Here is a 15,745-nt window from a genome sequence, read left to right as displayed (position 1 = left end):
CTGTTAGGCTGGCTACCTTACGCGTTCCCCCGACAGCACAAAAGGTACAGTTGATGAGCCACCCTCGCCGCGCGGTATTTCTCGATCATCCCTCCCTGGACCTCGGCGATCTCGACCTCGAACCGCTGCGCAACTGCTTCGATGAATTGCGCCTGTGCAGCCGGACCACGCCGCAGAATCTGCTCGAACACCTGGCCGGGGCAACCGTCGCCATCAGCAACAAGGTGCCGCTGGATGCCGCGACCCTGGCAGCCTGCCCCGATCTGAAACTGATCCTGGTGTCCGCCACCGGCACCAACAATGTCGACCTGGTCGCAGCCCGGGAACGCGGCATCACCGTCAGCAACTGCCAGGCCTATGGCACGCCGTCGGTGGCCCAGCATACGCTGATGTTGCTGCTGGCCCTGGCGACCCGCCTGAACGACTACCAGAAAGCCGTGGGCGAAGGCCGCTGGCAGCAGGCGACGCAGTTCTGCCTGCTGGACTTCCCGATCGTCGAGCTGCAGGGCAAGACCCTCGGCCTGCTCGGCCATGGCGAATTGGGTGGCGCGGTAGCCAGGTTGGCCGAGGCCTTCGGCATGCGGGTGCTGCTGGGACAGATTCCCGGCCGGCCACAGCGTGACGACCGCATCCCCCTGGCGCAGTTGCTGCCACAGGTCGACGCCCTGACCCTGCACTGCCCATTGAACGAACACACCCGCCACTTCATCGGCGCCGCCGAACTGGCCCTGCTCAAGCCGGGCGCCTTCGTGGTGAATACCGCGCGGGGTGGCCTGATCGACGAGCAGGCACTGGCCGAGGCCCTGCGCAACGGCCATCTCGGCGGTGCCGCGACCGACGTGCTCAGCGTCGAACCGCCCAGCGCCGGCAACCCGCTGCTGGCCGGCGACATTCCACGCCTGATCGTCACCCCGCACAACGCCTGGGGCAGCCGCGAGGCCCGGCAGCGCATCGTCGGCCAACTGGCGGAAAATGCCCTGGGCTTTTTCGCCGGGGCAGCGCTGCGGGTCGTCAATTGATAGACTGCCGAACTTTTTTCAGGGAGCAGACCATGGATCCGCGCAGTGAAGTACTGCTTCGTCAGGCCGAATATTTCCAGGGCAACCTGCTGCTGGTCGGCCTGCCCGCCGATGACCTGCTCGGCCACTTGCCCAATGCCCGCGGCTGGTGCTGGCATGCCGGTGACCAGGCGGCGCTGGAGGCACGTTTCGCCGGGTGCAGCCACTTTGGCGTGAGTCCGCCGGAGGCAGCGTTCGACGCCGCCGTGGTGTTCCTGCCCAAGTCCCGCGAACTGGCCGACTACCTGCTCAATGCCGTCGCCTCGCGGCTGCCCGGCGGCGAGGTTTTCCTGGTCGGTGAAAAGCGCGGCGGCATCGAAGGCGCGGCCAAACAGCTGTCGACACTCGGCAAGCCACGCAAGCTCGACAGCGCCCGGCATTGCCAGCTGTGGCAGGTTGGTGTCGCCGAGGCACCACAGGCCAAACCGCTGGAGAGCCTCGCCAGGCACTACCAGTTGGAACTGGCCGATGGCCCGCTGACGGTGGTCAGCCTGCCGGGCGTGTTCAGCCATGGCCGTCTCGACCGTGGCACGGCCCTGCTGCTCGAACACCTGGACAACCTGCCCGGCGGTCCCCTGCTCGACTTCGGCTGCGGCGCCGGTGTCCTCGGCGCGGCGGTGAAGCGTCGTTACCCGGACAACCCCGTGGTCATGCTCGACGTCGATGCCTTCGCTGCGGCCAGCAGTCGCCTGACACTGGCGGCCAATGGGCTGGAAGGTGAAGTGCTGACCGGTGACGGCATCGATGCCGCCCCCCTCGGATTGAGCACGATCCTGAGCAATCCGCCGTTCCACACCGGGGTTCATACCGATTACCAGGCCAGCGAGAACCTGCTGAAAAAATCGGCCAAACATCTGCGAAGCGGCGGCGAACTTCGCCTCGTGGCGAACAGCTTCCTGCGCTACCAACCGCTGATCGAGGAGCACCTGGGCAACTGCGTGACGCGGGCCGAAGGCGACGGTTTCCGAATCTACAGCGCCAGGCGCGGCTGAAAAATAAACGCTTGCGCAATGGATTTTGCCTAGGCAGAATCCGCTCCGTCCTAGGGGAGTAGTCTCCCACGAGCGCCACGCTCGTCCGGCATGCGTCAACATACTTGGTCCTCAGACCATGGCGCATGCGACCCACGGTTCGCACAGACGAACCCGGGGTTTGACAAGACCTATGACACGCACACCTTACCCGGGGCGGGAAGGCTGTACGTGTCATAGCCGTGTCGACCCGCCCCTTAGGAAAACCTGATGCTGGATTCTCTTCTCGTTCCCACCGCAATCGTTGCCTTGGCCGAAATCGGCGACAAGACGCAATTGCTCGCGCTCATCCTGGCAGCTCGTTTTCGCAAACCCTGGCCGATCATCGCCGGTATCGTCGCCGCGACCCTGGCCAACCACGCGGCAGCCGGCGCGGTAGGTGCCTGGTTCGGCAGTTTCTTCTCGGATGCGGTGTTGCACTGGGTGCTGGCCGCGAGCTTCACCGCCACCGCACTGTGGACCCTGGTCCCGGACAAGATGGACGATGACGAAGCCAGCACCAGCCGCCAGTTCGGTCCGTTCCTGACCACGCTGATCGCGTTCTTCCTGGCGGAGATCGGCGACAAGACCCAGGTCGCCACGGTCATGCTGGCGGCCCAGTATCCGGAACTGTGGCTGGTGATCATCGGCACCACCCTGGGCATGCTGATTGCCAACGTACCGGTGGTGCTGGCCGGCAACTTCGCCGCCGACAAGCTGCCGCTGACCCTGATTCGCCGCCTGGCCGCCTCGGCGTTCTTCATCCTGGCGATCGTTGCGGTGTACAAGGCGATGCAGAGCAGCGGCTGGATCTGAAGACGGTGCCCTCCCCCTGCTGGATGACCAGACCAGGGGAGAGGGTTTATGTGGCGAGCGGACTTGCCCGCGCTGGGCTGCAAAGCAGCCCTGAACCTGGCCTACTCGTACGATCGGAAAGAACGAGGCAGCAGGTTTGCGACTGCTACGCAGCCGAACGCGGGCAAGCCCGCTCGCCACAGGTACTGCTCAACCACGAGTCCTGCTCAACCACTGGAACAGATCCTCAGGACTTGCGGGCCTGCTGGTACAGCGGCATGACCTTCGGAATGGCCGCCTGCAACGAGGCGATCCGGCTGCTGGAGGCCGGGTGCGTGCTCATGAACTCCGGCGGTGCGCCTTCAGAGGCCTTGCTCATCTTGTTCCACAGGCTGATGGCCGCGTTCGGGTTGTAGCCCGCGCGGGCCGCCAGTTCCAGGCCGATCAGGTCCGCCTCGTTCTCATTCTCGCGGCTGTTGGGCAGGGTCATGCCGTAATTCGCCACGGTATCGGCCAATGCCAGGCTGTCCTTGCCCAGGCCGAACAGGGCTCCCGCCCCCTGCTTGGCCATTTCGATGCCGTAAGCCTTGGACATCGCTTCGCGCCCGTGCTCACGCAAGGCGTGGGCGATTTCATGGCCCATCACCGCGGCGATCTCGTCGTCAGTCAGCTTGAGCTGATCGATCAGGCCACTGTAGAAGATGATCTTGCCGCCAGGGCCGCAGTTGGCATTGAGCTCGTCGCTCTTGATCAGATTGACTTCCCATTGCCACTGGGCCGAATCCGGACGGAACGTCGGCGCCTGGGCGATCAGCCGGTTGGCGATGGCCTGGACCCGCTTGGCATTGGCACTGGTTTTGTCCAGCACGCCCGTTCCCTTGGCCTCGCCCAGGGTCTTCTGATACGACTGGGCGTACATCTGATTGACTTCCTGGCTCGACAACATACTGAACATATATTGTTGGCGCTGAACGCCAACGGCACCGCCGCTGGTGGTATTGACCGCCTGGCACCCGGCCAGCAGCAGTCCCGTCGTCAACGCACACAAAACCAATCGTTTAGTCATGAACACTCTCCCTGAAAACTGCCGGCTATCCTAGGCGGTGATTTGTATCGACGCCAGATACAAAACTTCTGTCGTTCCGGATTTCAGACGAGCTTCAACATTTGTAGGAAAAAATTCACGACTCATTGCTCGGCGCGGCTGGCAGGGCCTGGAGACTTATTCATTTACGACATGGGCGCACTCAAAACGGTCATTTCCAGCCACGCCCCTCATGCCCGAACAAATCCTTGCCGATACAACCGGACAGACGTCATCTCCCGCGTCCGGAGCTCCCATGAAATTCAAGTCGATCCAGTTTTCCGTCGCGGCCCTGGCCGGCGCCATCGTTCTCAGCGTGGTCGCCGCCCTGGTGATCTACGCCCTGGTCTCCGGCGCCAAGACCCAGGAGATGGTGCAACAACGCACCCAGGAGCAGTTCGAACAGGTGATCGAACAACGGCTCAATGCCCTGGCCCGAACCCAGGTCAGCCAGATCCAGCGCGAGCTCGAGGCCCCCCTCCTGATCGCATCCGGGCTGGTGCATGTCAACGCCCTGCTCGGCACCGCGGACGCCGACGGCAAACCGGTCCTGGGCATCAGCCGTGAACAGTTGATCAGCCTGATCAAGGAAAACGTCGAGCAGAACCCGAAGGTGCTCGGCGCCTACATCGGCTGGGAAAAGAACGCCCTGGATCACAACGACGCGGCCTATGCCGACAATGCCAAGGCCGGTGCGGCCAAGGACGGGCGTTTCCTGCCCTGGTGGTTCCGCAATGACGATGGCAGCCTGGGTTTCTCGACCCTGGTCGACGTCGACGACCAGAAGGTGCTCTCCACCGGCGTGCGCGCCAGCGAGTACTACCTGTGCTCCAAGGAAACCCGCAAGACCTGCGTGATCGACCCGGCCCCCTACAAGGTCGGCGACAAGATGGTGATGCTCGCCTCCTTCATCCAGCCGATCCTGGTCAATGGTGCGTTCCAGGGCATCGTCGGCGCCGACCTGTCGGTGAACTTCATCCAGGACATGCTGGTGGCGGCCAACCAGAAACTCTACAACGGGGCCGGCAACATGGCCCTGGTCGGGACCAACGGACGCCTGGTGGCGTACACCAAGGACACGAGCAAGTTCGGCGAGAAGGTCAGCGACATTCTCGATGCCGACAAGGTCGCCACCCTGGGCAAACTCAACCGTGGCGAAGTGACCTACAACGTCGACAAGAGCAAGGGCCTGATCGAACTCTACCTGCCCTTCGGCATCGGCCAGAGCGATGCGCGCTGGACCCTGATGATGCAACTGCCGTTGAACGCGGTGATGGCCGACCTGCAGAAACTCCAGGGCGAACTGGACGAGCAACGCAAGGCCGACGTGTTCGGCATGGCGGTGGTCGGTCTGATCATCGCCGCGCTCGGCCTGCTGGTGATCTGGCTGGTCGGCCACGGCATCGCCCGGCCGCTGCGGCAGATGGTGGCGATGCTCGACGACATCGCCCAGGGTGAAGGCGACCTGACCCGCCGCCTGAGCAGCGACCGCGCCGACGAACTGGGCTCGATCGCCAAGGGCTTCAATACCTTCCTGGTGAAACTGCAGGCGATGATCACCCAGGTGGTGACATCAGTGCAGAGCGTCAGCGACTCCTCGGAGCACACCGCCGACATCGCCATCCGCACCAACCTCGGCGTGCACAAGCAAATGGCCGAGATCGACCAGGTGGCGACCGCCGTGCAGGAAATGACCGCCACCGCCCAGGACGTGGCCCGCAACGCCACCCAGGCGGCACAGGCCGCCAGCCACGCGGACACGGCCGCCAGCGACGGCATGCGCATCGTGCGCGATACCTCCGCCGCCATCGGCGACCTGGCCGTGGAAATCGGTCGTGCCGTCGGTGTGGTGCAGACCCTGGCCAAGGACAGCGAGAACATCAACGCGATCCTCACCGCGATTCGTGGCATTGCCGAGCAGACCAACCTGCTGGCGCTCAACGCGGCCATCGAGGCAGCCCGGGCCGGTGAGCAGGGGCGTGGCTTCGCCGTGGTCGCCGATGAGGTGCGCAACCTGGCCCAGAAGACCCAGCAGGCCACCGAAGAAATCCAGTCGATGATCCAGCAGCTGCAGCAGGGTACCCGCGAAGTGGTCAAGGTCATGGAGGACAGCCAGCACAAGACCGACGAAAGCGTGCAGCATGCGGCCAAGGCCGCCGAGGCACTGGAAACCATCACCCAGGCGGTGTCGGTGATCAACGACATGAACACCCAGATCGCCAGTGCGGCCGAGGAACAGAGCGCGGTGGCCGACGACATCAACCGCAACGTGATCAACATCGGCCAGGTGGCGAATGAGGTGGCAGGCGGCGCCGACGAGTCGAGCACGGCCAGTGCGCAACTGACCAAGCTGGCGGAGCAGCAGCGCCGGCTGATCAACCAGTTCAAGGTCTGATACCACCCGGTGTGATGACTTGCACTAAACCTGCTGGTAGACCGATCGTTCCCACGCTCTGCGTGGGAATGCCCCCTGGACGCTCGGCGTCCGCTCTTGTGACGCACAGCGTCACAGGCTGCGTGCCCACGCGGAGCGTGGGAACGATCATCAACGAGCGCAGGGCCTCAACCCGGCGTCAGGCACTCCGGCGCATTGAGCTTCGGATCATTCACCAGGTTGGCCAGCAGACGCTCGCGCAACGGCATCTGTGGACTCGCCAGCAACCCCTGCAACACGTGCAGCGGAGTGTCTTCGGCCAACCAGGCGGCCTGTCCGGCCTCGTCGAGGATCAGCGGTCGACGCTGGCTGGCCGCCGCTTGCGTGACCACTGCGGTACTCAGCCAGACCTGCTCCTGCACCGGGTAGGCCTCCCAGACCGCCGCGAAGAACAGGCTCGAGCCCTCGGCCGGTGTCAGCCAGTACGGGCGCTTGCGCTGGGTGCCACGCCATTCGTAGAAACCGTTGGCCGGCAACAGGCAACGCCGCTCGCGAAACGCCTGGCGGAACATCGGCTGCTCGGCCAGGGTTTCGGCCCGCGCATGCGCCGGTGTGCGCGACAGGTCGGTCAGCCAGGCCGGCGTCAGTCCCCAGCGGGCCCTGGCCAGTTCGCGCTGCCCGGCGTTGGCACGCAGGATCAGCACCGAATCGTTGGGCGAAATGTTCCATTGCGCCTGCTGATCGGCGGGAAAACCGGGCAGTGCCGCAAAGGCGGGGTTCCAGCGAAACAGGGCAAAACGTCCACACATGGGGCAATACGACTCGTTCTGTAAACTCGATCAGGGGTCTGCGGGCCACTAGCAGAGCAGCACCCCGGCAAGCGGCTCCGCCTCGTCGCCAGGCAGCGGCAATGCGGCATTGTACGCGGCGATCAGTTCGCGTGCGTACTGTGCCTGCTCATCCTCCACGGCCAGGGCCAGCAGGCCGAACACCGGTAACTCGCCGACACCACCCAGCAGGTCGCGCCCGACCAGGTGCGCCTCCACGCCCTCACTGGCGAGCATGCCCAGCAGCAGCTCGCCTTCCATCAGGTTTTCCGGCTCATAGATGCGCTGCATCGGGGCGCTCCCATCACTCGTTTTCCGTGTGCACGTCGAGCATCCACTCCTGACCGTCGGTCTGCAGAGTGAACACGATCGGTCGACAACACACCGGGCAGTCCTCGATATAGGTCTGGTCGCCGCCGGAAAGATCCAGCACGGCCTCGGCCTCTTCACCACAATAGGGACAGGAGTAGTACTCAGTTTCCAGCATCGCGGCCTCCGAAGGTGACTTGTGCGTATAATTGCCGGTCTATTTGCAAGGCTGATTTTTGTCCGAGCCTTATTTTTCCAATCGGGCTTTGTTATTTATCACTCAACCCTCTACTTACCCTAGCCGTTTCCAACAAGAGAGCATGATGGGCGAATTCGATGCCATCCGACCTTACGACGACTCCGAGGTGCCAGCCGTGCTGGCCCGGTTGCTCGGTGACAAGGCTTTTCTGGATATTCTCACGCACTTCCGTTTCCCCCGCCTGGTCGGTGCCTTTGGCTGGCTGCTCAGGCCGCTGATCGCCTATCGGCTGCGTCGTGAGTTCGCCGACGTCAAATGCGTGGCGACCCTGCAGGACAAGATCGAGGTCTACGTCGACAACACCATCGAGCGGGCCACCGACGGCGTGACCTATACCGGCGTCGAGCAGTTCAGGTCCGGCACCGCCTATCTGTTCCTGGCCAACCATCGCGATATCGTCATGGATCCGGCCTTCGTCAACTATGCCGTCTACCATGCCGGCCTGCCGACGCCGCGCATCGCCATCGGCGACAACCTGCTGCAGAAGCCGTTCGTCAGCGACCTGATGCGCCTGAACAAGAGCTTCATCGTGCATCGCTCGATCAGTGGACGTCGGGAAAAGATGGCGGCCTACCAGTTGCTGTCGGCCTACATCAACCATTCGATCCGCCACGACTGCCAGTCGATCTGGATCGCCCAGGCCGAAGGCCGGGCCAAGGACGGTGACGACCGCACCGAGTCGGCCATCCTGAAGATGTTCCACATGAGCCGCAAGGACGAGCCGTTCGCCGAGGTCATCCAGTCGCTGAACCTGACCCCGGTGTCGATCAGCTACGAATACGACCCCTGCGACCTGGCCAAGGCCCGCGAGCTGTACATTCGCGCCACCACCGGCAGCTACAGCAAGGCGCCGGGCGAGGATGACGTGAGCATCGCCAAGGGCATCACCGGCTACAAGGGGCGGGTGCATGTGAACTTTGCCGCACCGCTGAGCGGGGTTTTCGAAGACACCAAGGTGCTGGCCCAGGAAATGGACCGGCAGATCCTCGGTGGCTACCGGCTGTTCCCGGTGCATTACCTGGCCTATGCGCAGTGGAGCGAAGCCGATCCGCAACTGCAGGTTCCGAAGGCCGCCGAGCTGTTCCCGGCCGAGGAACTGGACAAGGCCCGGGAGCAGTGGCAAAGCCGTCTGGACGCCTGCCCCGCCGAACACCAACCGTACCTGGTGCAGCAATATGCGACCCCGGTGCGCAACCAGTACCGCGTCAAGGCCGGACTGCCGCTATGATGGCATGAGGGGGCAGGCCGGGCTGGCAAGCCCCCCAGAGGGGCGGCATCCATCCGGACTGCCCCCAGAAAGCTGCCCCCTACCCAACCCTTGGGGCATCCGTGGGAGCCGGCTTGCTGGCGATCCGCCGAAGGCGGCCACTCACCGCGCAAGCGTGCCCAAGTGGCAGCCGCCCTAAAACCGGGTGCTGATCCAGGACACCAGCAGCGCCACCCCCAGGCAGGCAAACCCGAACCGGTAGAAAAACCGGTTGGCCCGCACCACCCGCGAGTCGAGCAGCAGCAACGGCTGATCGATCGAACGCCCTTCGCTCTGCATTTCCAGCTTTTCCAACGCCCGCTGCTCCCGGCGCCGCGTGAGCTGCAAGAGCCACGCACCGGGGCACGCCACCAGCAAGGCGAACAGATTGAGCCATTTGCCCGGATGCCCGGCGAATACGCTCCAGATCAATTGCAACGACATCATGAACCCTCGGATGAACCAGCGCCTGCCCAACACCCGGACGAACGGCGGATAGCCGTCGCCGCGCACGCTGGTATGGGAACACCCGTGCGTTACAGTTTCCTGTGTCCGGCTCCCTACAATTTACGGATTAATTTGCGCTGTCACCTGAACGTCACCTTAACAGGCCACCCTGTCGCCCTCGAACATTCACGGAGCTTGTCATGCTGCACGCCAACAACCAGGATCGCCTTTACCTGATCGCCCCCAGCGATGAACAGGAAGCCCTGGTGGACGCCATGTCGTTCAACGTCCAGGACCGCCATTGGCTGGTCTATTGCGCCCTCGGCGGCCATCAGCACGCCGACCTGCCCGAAGCCGACCTGACCACCGGCGTGAGCCTGCTGGACTTCCACATCGAAGCCGCCTGACCCTGAGCGGGCAGCAAACAGACAGGCAATAAAAAGCCCGGCTGCCAAAGCCGGGCTTTTTATTGCTGCGCCGGGTTACTGGCTCAGCAAGCGGCCGATACTCGGGTCCTTGAAGACCCGGGTCAGCGCGTCGCTCAACACGTCGCTGATCAATTTGGTGTTGGTCTGCTCGTTGGGGGCCATGCCAAAGCGCTGGTTCAGCGATGCGCCATACTGGCCGCTGTAGCGCTGGTTGGCGTTGGTCACGTCGGAACGGAAGTTGGCGCCGATGGTTGCCTCGGTCACGTAGGTGGTGTCCTTCGGCGACTGGTAGGTCAGGTCGGACAGGGTCACGGTCAGGGTCGGTGCGTTCATCGCGCTCGGCGTCGGGGTGAAACCCAACAGACGAACGGCGGCTTCAGCCTGGGCCTGCAGCCTTGGCACCAGGTCGGCGCCCTGGACGGTGATGGAACTGGTTTCAGGGTAGAGGCCACCGCGGGTACCCAGCACCGGCGAACGACGACCGTCGACGACCCTTACCACCACCTGCTGACCATGTCCCACCGGGGCGAGCTGGGTAGTCAGCGTGGGTTGCGGGCTAAGCTGCTGAGGACTGTTGGCACAGCCGACCAGAGTCAGGCTGGTCACAGTGATCAAACCGAACAACAGGCGTTGCAACATGCGCATCTCTCCAAGGACTAGGCTGTGTACGAAATTGTTTGAAACGCAGGTTGGGCAAGCAAAAACCGGCGAGGAACGGCCGGGGTCGCGCCCGACTTTACTGCAGCAAGTGGGCATTCCGAGCCGGTTTTTAACGCCGCATAACCCAGTTTCAAGCGATTTCGTACATAGCCTGGGCACAATCAGGCCATCAGTATAGCCGTGCACATGCGCCGCTCACCAGACATCGCCCCGCAGCCGGCTGTGGATACCGCGAACCGGACGAGTCATGTCACATTTAATTCATCGCTCTTACATAGGCGCGTAACCGCCCTGCTCCAGTATCCGCAACATAACGGGACAACAGGTAACGTGACGATGGAATTCTTCTGGCAACTGTTCTTCCCTCGCAAGCCCAAGCGCTGCTTCGCCCGGCTCGGTGACGACGGCCGCTGCCAGGGTTTCAAGCAGTGCGACCTGCCGCCGTCGGGCGATGGCTGGGTCGAAATCGAGGAAATTCGCCTGGCCTGGATGCACCAGCCACTGCCTGCCGGGGCCCGCGTCAGCCCACGTACGCAACATCCGCGACGGGCGCAGCCGTTGACCGTCTGACCAAACGGCTAATAAAAGTCATTCAGCAGGGTCATTTCTGCGCATTTCTTGGTTACAATCTCCCCCCGATTATAAGGACGTCTCCTGATCGGGCCTCGCAGTATCGCTGATGCATACGCATCGGTCCCCCGCACCGCCCACAGAGAGCCGCCCACACAGATCGAGTGAAGTCGGCGTGCTTGCTGCTGCACCTACCGTTTTACCGAATCTGCCAGAGCTGCCTTTGTGCTCGTTCACTGAGCTGTTTGCCCGTACGCCAGCCTTGCTTCCCGGCCGGCATTTGCTTCGCGGGCCCGGTGACAGGCCGCGGCAGCCCTTTTTTGAGGTTCACGTCTTCAAAAGAGCGTGAAAAAACGGGTATTCACTACTTCACGAGAGTGTGGCGAGCAAATGAAAAGTTTTGCCTCTGGAAATGCACCATTAACGTCCTTGACGACTCGATCACATGGGGCCCGATATTCCCAGGCAGGTGCTTGAAGCCTGTCCGCCTACGAATTTGGTTGCACGATCGGATGCTCTCGACCATAAGTCGAATTGCCGGAGGTCGCCTGAAATGCGTTCATACGCAACTCACGCCCGCCGACAGCGTCCGCTGAAGTTGCAAAAAATTGCGAAAAATCGGACATGGCGAACCTGGCCATGAGTGACAGCGGGCTGACCTTGCCCTGTCAATTCCTGGCGGCCATGCCGTCAATGTGGTGCTGCAGATTTTGGAGACGCGTTAATGGCGCATAACGAAGCAGTCGATGTGGTCCTGGTTGGGGCCGGCATCATGAGTGCGACCCTCGCGGTGCTGCTCAAGGAGCTCGACCCCGCGATCAAGCTGGAAGTCGTCGAGCTGATGGACTCCGGTGCCGCGGAGAGTTCCAACCCATGGAACAACGCCGGTACCGGTCACGCCGGGCTGTGCGAGCTGAACTACACGCCACAGGCTGCCGACGGTTCCGTCGACATCAAGAAAGCCGTGCACATCAACAGCCAGTTCGAAGTGTCCAAGCAGTTCTGGGCCTACCTGTCGAAAAAAGGCACCTTCGGCTCGTGCAAGTCATTCATCAGCCCGGTGCCGCACCTGAGCTTCGTCCAGGGTGAAAAGGATATCGGCTTCCTGAAGAAGCGTTTCGAAGTGCTGCACCAGCACCACGCCTTCGCCGAGATGGAATACACCGAAGACCGGGCAAAGATGGCCGAGTGGATGCCCTTGATGATGCCGGGCCGTCCGGCCGATCAGCCGATCGCCGCGACCCGCGTGCTCAAGGGCACCGACGTGAACTTCGGCGCGCTGACCAACCAGTTGCTCAACCATCTGACCAGCGCCCCGGACACCCAGGTCAAGTACTGCAAGCGCGTGACCGGCCTCAAGCGCAACGGCAACGGCTGGACCGTGAGCATCAAGGACGTCAACAGTGGCGGCAGCCGTGAGGTCGACGCCAAGTTCGTCTTCCTCGGCGCCGGTGGCGCGGCCCTGCCCCTGCTGCAGGCCTCGGGCATCGAGGAAGGCAAGGGCTTCGGCGGCTTCCCGGTCAGCGGCCAGTGGCTGCGTTGCGACAACCCGGAAGTGGTCAAGCATCACCAGGCCAAGGTCTACAGCCAGGCGGCCGTGGGCTCGCCACCGATGTCCGTACCGCACCTGGACACCCGCGTGGTCGATGGCAAGAAATCCCTGCTGTTCGGGCCTTACGCCGGTTTCACCACCAAGTTCCTCAAGCACGGCTCGCTGTTCGACCTGCCGAGCTCGATCCGTCCCGGCAACATCGGCCCGATGCTGGCCGTGGCCCGCGACAACATGGACCTGACCAAGTACCTGATCAGCGAAGTGCGTCAGTCGATGGAACAGCGCCTGGAATCCCTGCGCCGCTTCTACCCCGAGGCGAAAGCCGAGGACTGGCGCCTGGAAGTGGCCGGCCAGCGGGTGCAGATCATCAAGAAGGACCCGAAGAAAGGCGGCGTGCTGCAGTTCGGTACCGAACTGGTCGCAGCGGCGGACGGTTCGCTGGCCGCCCTGCTCGGCGCCTCGCCAGGCGCCTCGGTGACCGTGTCGATCATGCTGGAACTGATTGAACGCTGCTTCGCCGACAAGGCCAAGGGTGAATGGGCCGCCAAGTTGCAGGAAATCTTCCCGGCGCGGGAAAAGGCCCTGGCCACCGATGCGGCGCTGTATCGCCGGATCAACGCTCAGAACAACATCAGCCTGGAGCTGGTGGAGCCGAGCAGCGAGACCGAAAGCTACGCTTGAGGTTGCGCGCCATGAAAAACGCCCCGGCCTGTCGAGGTCCGGGGCGTTTTTTTCGGCTGTGAAAAACTCAGCCGCGAGCGTTGTTGATCAGCTCGATGTAGTCCGGCGCGTGACGCTGGTCCTGGATCAGGGCCACGAAATCCTGGCCGTGCTCATCCTTGCCGTCGAGGTCGTAGCCGGCTTCCTTGAAGAACACAAGGAACCGCTCGAAGTCGTCGATACGTAGGCCGCGATAGGCCTTGATCAGCTTGTGCAGGGAAGGCGAAGTCGCATCGGCCGGTTCGAAGTCGAGGAACAACTTGATCTGCGCATCGCCGATCTCGTCACCAATCACCTGTTTCTTGTCTTTGCGCATTACCGACTCCAGCCACAGATTTTACACGGGGCGGGCAGTTTACCCCCGCATCTGCTCCGCTCTCAACGAGTACGAACTGATCCGGTATGCAGGTCGGCCCAGATGTGGCCGTTGGCGTAGCTCAGGAACTGACAATACACCGTGTCGTTGCGCAACAGGTCCATGACAGCCCGGTACTGGCTCAGCGGGTAATACAGGTTCAGGGTCTTGCCCGCTTCGTCGAACGTCGGTTTTTTCAGGCTCTTGCTCTCACCGTCGAAACTGAGCAGCACCTGGCTGACGGTCGCCCCCTTGCTCAACGGCTTGCCCTTGAGGCGCACCAGCAGCGCCGAGGTCACCGGAATGGGTTGCTGGTTGGACTGGCGCTGGCTGCCGATCACCACCGAATATTCGGTGACCTGCAACAACTGTTGCTGTTCAGGCTCGGCGCTGCGCAGGGACAGGTCATCAGGAGGCAGGTATTGCCCGTGCAGGGGGCCGTCCGGCGCGGCGTCGACGGTCAGGGGCAGTCCGGCGAACAGCAACAGGGTCGCGGCATGGCGGATCGAAACGGGCATGGCAGGCTCCAGAGCGCTTGGCAGGGCACTCTAGCACAGAGCGACGCAACGCTTACCCGGCGATAAAAACTGTGCTTCAAAGCCCGCGCCCGGCGTCTAGCAGCTTGTAGTCCCGCAACCCGCGGGAAGTGACTGCGAGCCCGAGCATGCAAGCGCTGTTGAACGAAATCCTCGATGAAGTGCGTCCCCTGATCGGCCAGGGCAAGGTGGCCAATTACATCCCGGCGCTGGCCGACGTACCGGCCAACCAGTTGGGTATCGCCGTGTACGGCAACGACGGCGAGCTGTACCACGCAGGTGACGCGCAGACGCCCTTCTCGATCCAGAGTATTTCCAAGGTGTTCAGCCTGGTCCAGGCAATCAACCACTCCGGTGAAACCATTTGGGAACGCCTGGGCCACGAGCCGTCCGGCCAACCGTTCAACTCGCTGGTACAGCTGGAATTCGAACGCGGCCGGCCGCGCAACCCGTTCATCAACGCTGGCGCCCTGGTGATCTGCGACATCAACCAGTCTCGTTTCGCCGCTCCGGCCCTGTCGATGCGCGACTTCGCGCGACGGCTGTCCGGCAACATGCAAGTGATGGTCGACGGCAAGGTCGCCGACTCGGAATACCAGCACCGCGCCCGCAACGCCGCGATGGCCTACCTGATGCAATCGTTCGGCAATTTTCACAACGATGTGGAGACGGTCCTGCGCAGCTACTTCAGCCATTGCGCCCTGCGCATGAACTGCATCGACCTGGCCCGCGCCTTCGGTTTCCTGGCCAATGACGGTTTCTGCAAGCACAGCGGCGAACAGGTCCTGACGCCACGCCAGACCCAGCAGGTCAATTCGATCATGGCCACCAGCGGGTTGTACGACGAGGCGGGCAACTTCGCCTACCGGGTCGGCCTGCCGGGCAAGAGTGGCGTGGGCGGCGGGATCGTCGCAGTGGTACCGGGACGCTTCACCATCTGCGTGTGGTCGCCCGAACTGAACACTGCCGGCAACTCGCTGGCGGGCATGGCGGCACTGGAACTGCTGAGCCAGCGGATCGGCTGGTCGGTGTTCTGAACCAGGGCCGTGCGCGATGCACGGCCCTGATATCGGCGGCGGTTACTGGGCGCCCTGCTTGTCGATCAGCGCGGCCAGGGCCTCGTACTCCTGCGCGGTCAGATCGGTCAGCGGGGTACGCACCGGGCCTGCATCGTAACCGGCAATCTTCGCACCGGCCTTGACGATACTCACGGCGTAGCCGGCCTTGCGGTTGCGGATGTCCAGGTACGGCAGGAAAAAGTCGTCGATCAGCTTGCCGACAGTGGCGTGGTCGTCACGGGCAATGGCGTTGTAGAAGTCCATCGCGGTTTTCGGCACGAAGTTGAACACCGCCGACGAGTAGACCGGTACGCCCAGGGCCTTGTAGGCAGCCGCATAGACTTCCGCGGTCGGCAGGCCACCCAGGTAGCTGAAACGATCACCCAGGCGGCGACGGATCGACACCATCAGCTCGATGTCGCCCAGACCGTCCTTGTAGCCGATCAGATTCGGGCAA

Annotated in this window: 18 protein-coding genes, 1 pseudogene and 1 riboswitch; of the genes and pseudogenes, 10 read left to right on the top strand and 9 right to left on the bottom strand. The window is 63.0% G+C overall.

Going from position 1 to position 15,745, the window contains the following annotated elements:
* Positions 1–53: 53 nt before the first annotated feature.
* The 3 genes from K675_RS0117615 to K675_RS0117605 all read left to right on the top strand — a co-directional run bounded on the left by K675_RS0117615 (position 54) and on the right by K675_RS0117605 (position 2,884).
* Positions 54–1,019, top strand: a complete 966-nt coding sequence (locus K675_RS0117615; protein WP_017904804.1) for a 2-hydroxyacid dehydrogenase — start codon at positions 54–56, stop codon at positions 1,017–1,019.
* Between the two features lie 32 nt (positions 1,020–1,051).
* The gene (locus K675_RS0117610; RefSeq protein ID WP_017904803.1) at positions 1,052–2,050 is read left to right on the top strand and encodes a class I SAM-dependent methyltransferase; all 999 of its coding nucleotides are present in this window, start codon (positions 1,052–1,054) and stop codon (positions 2,048–2,050) included.
* A 40-nt stretch (positions 2,051–2,090) separates the two neighbouring features.
* A riboswitch (yybP-ykoY riboswitch) is annotated at positions 2,091–2,212 on the top strand.
* 87 nt (positions 2,213–2,299) lie between these two features.
* The gene (locus K675_RS0117605; RefSeq protein ID WP_017904802.1) at positions 2,300–2,884 is read left to right on the top strand and encodes a TMEM165/GDT1 family protein; all 585 of its coding nucleotides are present in this window, start codon (positions 2,300–2,302) and stop codon (positions 2,882–2,884) included.
* A gap of 226 nt (positions 2,885–3,110) precedes the next feature.
* Here the strand turns inward: K675_RS0117605 and K675_RS0117600 are convergent, their stop codons facing one another.
* Entirely contained in the window at positions 3,111–3,929 is an 819-nt protein-coding gene (locus K675_RS0117600; protein WP_026145294.1) for a M48 family metallopeptidase, read from the bottom strand.
* A 211-nt stretch (positions 3,930–4,140) separates the two neighbouring features.
* On the opposite strand from K675_RS0117600, the pseudogene K675_RS34210 reads away from it, so the two are divergent.
* Positions 4,141–5,484 (top strand): annotated as a pseudogene (locus K675_RS34210) (HAMP domain-containing protein); the annotation flags it as partial.
* Between the two features lie 15 nt (positions 5,485–5,499).
* A complete protein-coding gene (locus K675_RS34205) occupies positions 5,500–6,342 on the top strand; it encodes a methyl-accepting chemotaxis protein (RefSeq protein ID WP_420066343.1) in 843 nt (280 codons plus the stop codon).
* 167 nt (positions 6,343–6,509) lie between these two features.
* Here K675_RS34205 and K675_RS0117590 read toward each other — a convergent pair whose 3' ends face one another.
* The 3 genes from K675_RS0117590 to K675_RS0117580 are packed head-to-tail and all read right to left on the bottom strand — an operon-like array spanning position 6,510 to position 7,635.
* A complete protein-coding gene (locus tag K675_RS0117590; RefSeq protein ID WP_017904799.1) occupies positions 6,510–7,130 on the bottom strand; it encodes an SOS response-associated peptidase in 621 nt (206 codons plus the stop codon).
* Between the two features lie 48 nt (positions 7,131–7,178).
* Entirely contained in the window at positions 7,179–7,439 is a 261-nt protein-coding gene (locus tag K675_RS0117585) for a putative signal transducing protein (RefSeq protein ID WP_017904798.1), read from the bottom strand.
* A 13-nt stretch (positions 7,440–7,452) separates the two neighbouring features.
* On the bottom strand, positions 7,453–7,635 hold the full coding sequence (locus K675_RS0117580) for a CPXCG motif-containing cysteine-rich protein (RefSeq protein ID WP_010452524.1): 183 nt from the start codon (positions 7,633–7,635) through the stop codon (positions 7,453–7,455).
* A gap of 145 nt (positions 7,636–7,780) precedes the next feature.
* Here K675_RS0117580 and K675_RS0117575 point away from each other — a divergent pair, with 145 nt between their 5' ends.
* Complete coding sequence (locus tag K675_RS0117575) at positions 7,781–8,944, top strand: 1-acyl-sn-glycerol-3-phosphate acyltransferase (protein WP_017904797.1); 1,164 nt, start codon at positions 7,781–7,783, stop codon at positions 8,942–8,944.
* A 174-nt stretch (positions 8,945–9,118) separates the two neighbouring features.
* Here K675_RS0117575 and K675_RS0117570 read toward each other — a convergent pair whose 3' ends face one another.
* Complete coding sequence (locus tag K675_RS0117570; RefSeq protein ID WP_026145293.1) at positions 9,119–9,409, bottom strand: hypothetical protein; 291 nt, start codon at positions 9,407–9,409, stop codon at positions 9,119–9,121.
* A gap of 200 nt (positions 9,410–9,609) precedes the next feature.
* Here K675_RS0117570 and K675_RS0117565 point away from each other — a divergent pair, with 200 nt between their 5' ends.
* A complete protein-coding gene (locus K675_RS0117565) occupies positions 9,610–9,816 on the top strand; it encodes a hypothetical protein (RefSeq protein ID WP_017904795.1) in 207 nt (68 codons plus the stop codon).
* A gap of 75 nt (positions 9,817–9,891) precedes the next feature.
* Here K675_RS0117565 and K675_RS0117560 read toward each other — a convergent pair whose 3' ends face one another.
* Positions 9,892–10,476: a YajG family lipoprotein gene (locus K675_RS0117560; protein WP_017904794.1), complete on the bottom strand. Its 585-nt coding sequence runs from the start codon at positions 10,474–10,476 to the stop codon at positions 9,892–9,894.
* A 357-nt stretch (positions 10,477–10,833) separates the two neighbouring features.
* Between K675_RS0117560 and K675_RS0117555 the strand changes: the two genes are divergently transcribed.
* Both K675_RS0117555 and mqo read left to right on the top strand, forming a co-directional pair.
* Entirely contained in the window at positions 10,834–11,067 is a 234-nt protein-coding gene (locus tag K675_RS0117555) for a hypothetical protein (protein WP_017904793.1), read from the top strand.
* Positions 11,068–11,791: 724 nt separating this feature from the next.
* On the top strand, positions 11,792–13,300 hold the full coding sequence (gene mqo, locus K675_RS0117550; protein WP_017904792.1) for a malate dehydrogenase (quinone): 1,509 nt from the start codon (positions 11,792–11,794) through the stop codon (positions 13,298–13,300).
* A 67-nt stretch (positions 13,301–13,367) separates the two neighbouring features.
* Here the strand turns inward: mqo and K675_RS0117545 are convergent, their stop codons facing one another.
* Positions 13,368–13,655: a PA4642 family protein gene (locus K675_RS0117545; RefSeq protein ID WP_017904791.1), complete on the bottom strand. Its 288-nt coding sequence runs from the start codon at positions 13,653–13,655 to the stop codon at positions 13,368–13,370.
* Positions 13,656–13,717: 62 nt separating this feature from the next.
* Positions 13,718–14,212 (bottom strand): hypothetical protein, encoded by a 495-nt coding sequence (locus tag K675_RS0117540; protein WP_017904790.1) that lies wholly within the window; start codon positions 14,210–14,212, stop codon positions 13,718–13,720.
* A 146-nt stretch (positions 14,213–14,358) separates the two neighbouring features.
* Between K675_RS0117540 and glsB the strand changes: the two genes are divergently transcribed.
* Positions 14,359–15,267, top strand: a complete 909-nt coding sequence (glsB, locus tag K675_RS0117535; RefSeq protein WP_017904789.1) for a glutaminase B — start codon at positions 14,359–14,361, stop codon at positions 15,265–15,267.
* A gap of 42 nt (positions 15,268–15,309) precedes the next feature.
* Here the strand turns inward: glsB and K675_RS0117530 are convergent.
* Positions 15,310–15,745: dihydrodipicolinate synthase family protein (locus K675_RS0117530; protein ID WP_017904788.1), on the bottom strand; the 436-nt coding region annotated here is incomplete at its 5' end.

The organism is Pseudomonas fuscovaginae SE-1, assembly GCF_000364705.1.
Taxonomy (GTDB): domain Bacteria; phylum Pseudomonadota; class Gammaproteobacteria; order Pseudomonadales; family Pseudomonadaceae; genus Aquipseudomonas; species Aquipseudomonas fuscovaginae_A.
Note: the sequence above shows the minus strand (reverse complement) of the source record. Positions and strands in the feature narration are given on the sequence as shown.

Coding starts and splice junctions, on each gene's coding strand:
- K675_RS0117590 (WP_017904799.1), bottom strand. CDS start 7,130: ATGTGTGGACGTTTTGCCCTGTTTCGCTGGAACCCCGCCTTTGCGGCA.
- mqo (WP_017904792.1), top strand. CDS start 11,792: ATGGCGCATAACGAAGCAGTCGATGTGGTCCTGGTTGGGGCCGGCATC.
- K675_RS0117545 (WP_017904791.1), bottom strand. CDS start 13,655: ATGCGCAAAGACAAGAAACAGGTGATTGGTGACGAGATCGGCGATGCG.
- K675_RS0117555 (WP_017904793.1), top strand. CDS start 10,834: ATGGAATTCTTCTGGCAACTGTTCTTCCCTCGCAAGCCCAAGCGCTGC.
- K675_RS0117565 (WP_017904795.1), top strand. CDS start 9,610: ATGCTGCACGCCAACAACCAGGATCGCCTTTACCTGATCGCCCCCAGC.
- K675_RS0117585 (WP_017904798.1), bottom strand. CDS start 7,439: ATGCAGCGCATCTATGAGCCGGAAAACCTGATGGAAGGCGAGCTGCTG.
- K675_RS0117560 (WP_017904794.1), bottom strand. CDS start 10,476: ATGTTGCAACGCCTGTTGTTCGGTTTGATCACTGTGACCAGCCTGACT.
- K675_RS0117575 (WP_017904797.1), top strand. CDS start 7,781: ATGGGCGAATTCGATGCCATCCGACCTTACGACGACTCCGAGGTGCCA.
- K675_RS0117580 (WP_010452524.1), bottom strand. CDS start 7,635: ATGCTGGAAACTGAGTACTACTCCTGTCCCTATTGTGGTGAAGAGGCC.
- K675_RS0117540 (WP_017904790.1), bottom strand. CDS start 14,212: ATGCCCGTTTCGATCCGCCATGCCGCGACCCTGTTGCTGTTCGCCGGA.
- K675_RS0117605 (WP_017904802.1), top strand. CDS start 2,300: ATGCTGGATTCTCTTCTCGTTCCCACCGCAATCGTTGCCTTGGCCGAA.
- K675_RS34205 (WP_420066343.1), top strand. CDS start 5,500: ATGATCACCCAGGTGGTGACATCAGTGCAGAGCGTCAGCGACTCCTCG.
- glsB (WP_017904789.1), top strand. CDS start 14,359: ATGCAAGCGCTGTTGAACGAAATCCTCGATGAAGTGCGTCCCCTGATC.
- K675_RS0117570 (WP_026145293.1), bottom strand. CDS start 9,409: ATGATGTCGTTGCAATTGATCTGGAGCGTATTCGCCGGGCATCCGGGC.
- K675_RS0117615 (WP_017904804.1), top strand. CDS start 54: ATGAGCCACCCTCGCCGCGCGGTATTTCTCGATCATCCCTCCCTGGAC.
- K675_RS0117610 (WP_017904803.1), top strand. CDS start 1,052: ATGGATCCGCGCAGTGAAGTACTGCTTCGTCAGGCCGAATATTTCCAG.
- K675_RS0117600 (WP_026145294.1), bottom strand. CDS start 3,929: ATGACTAAACGATTGGTTTTGTGTGCGTTGACGACGGGACTGCTGCTG.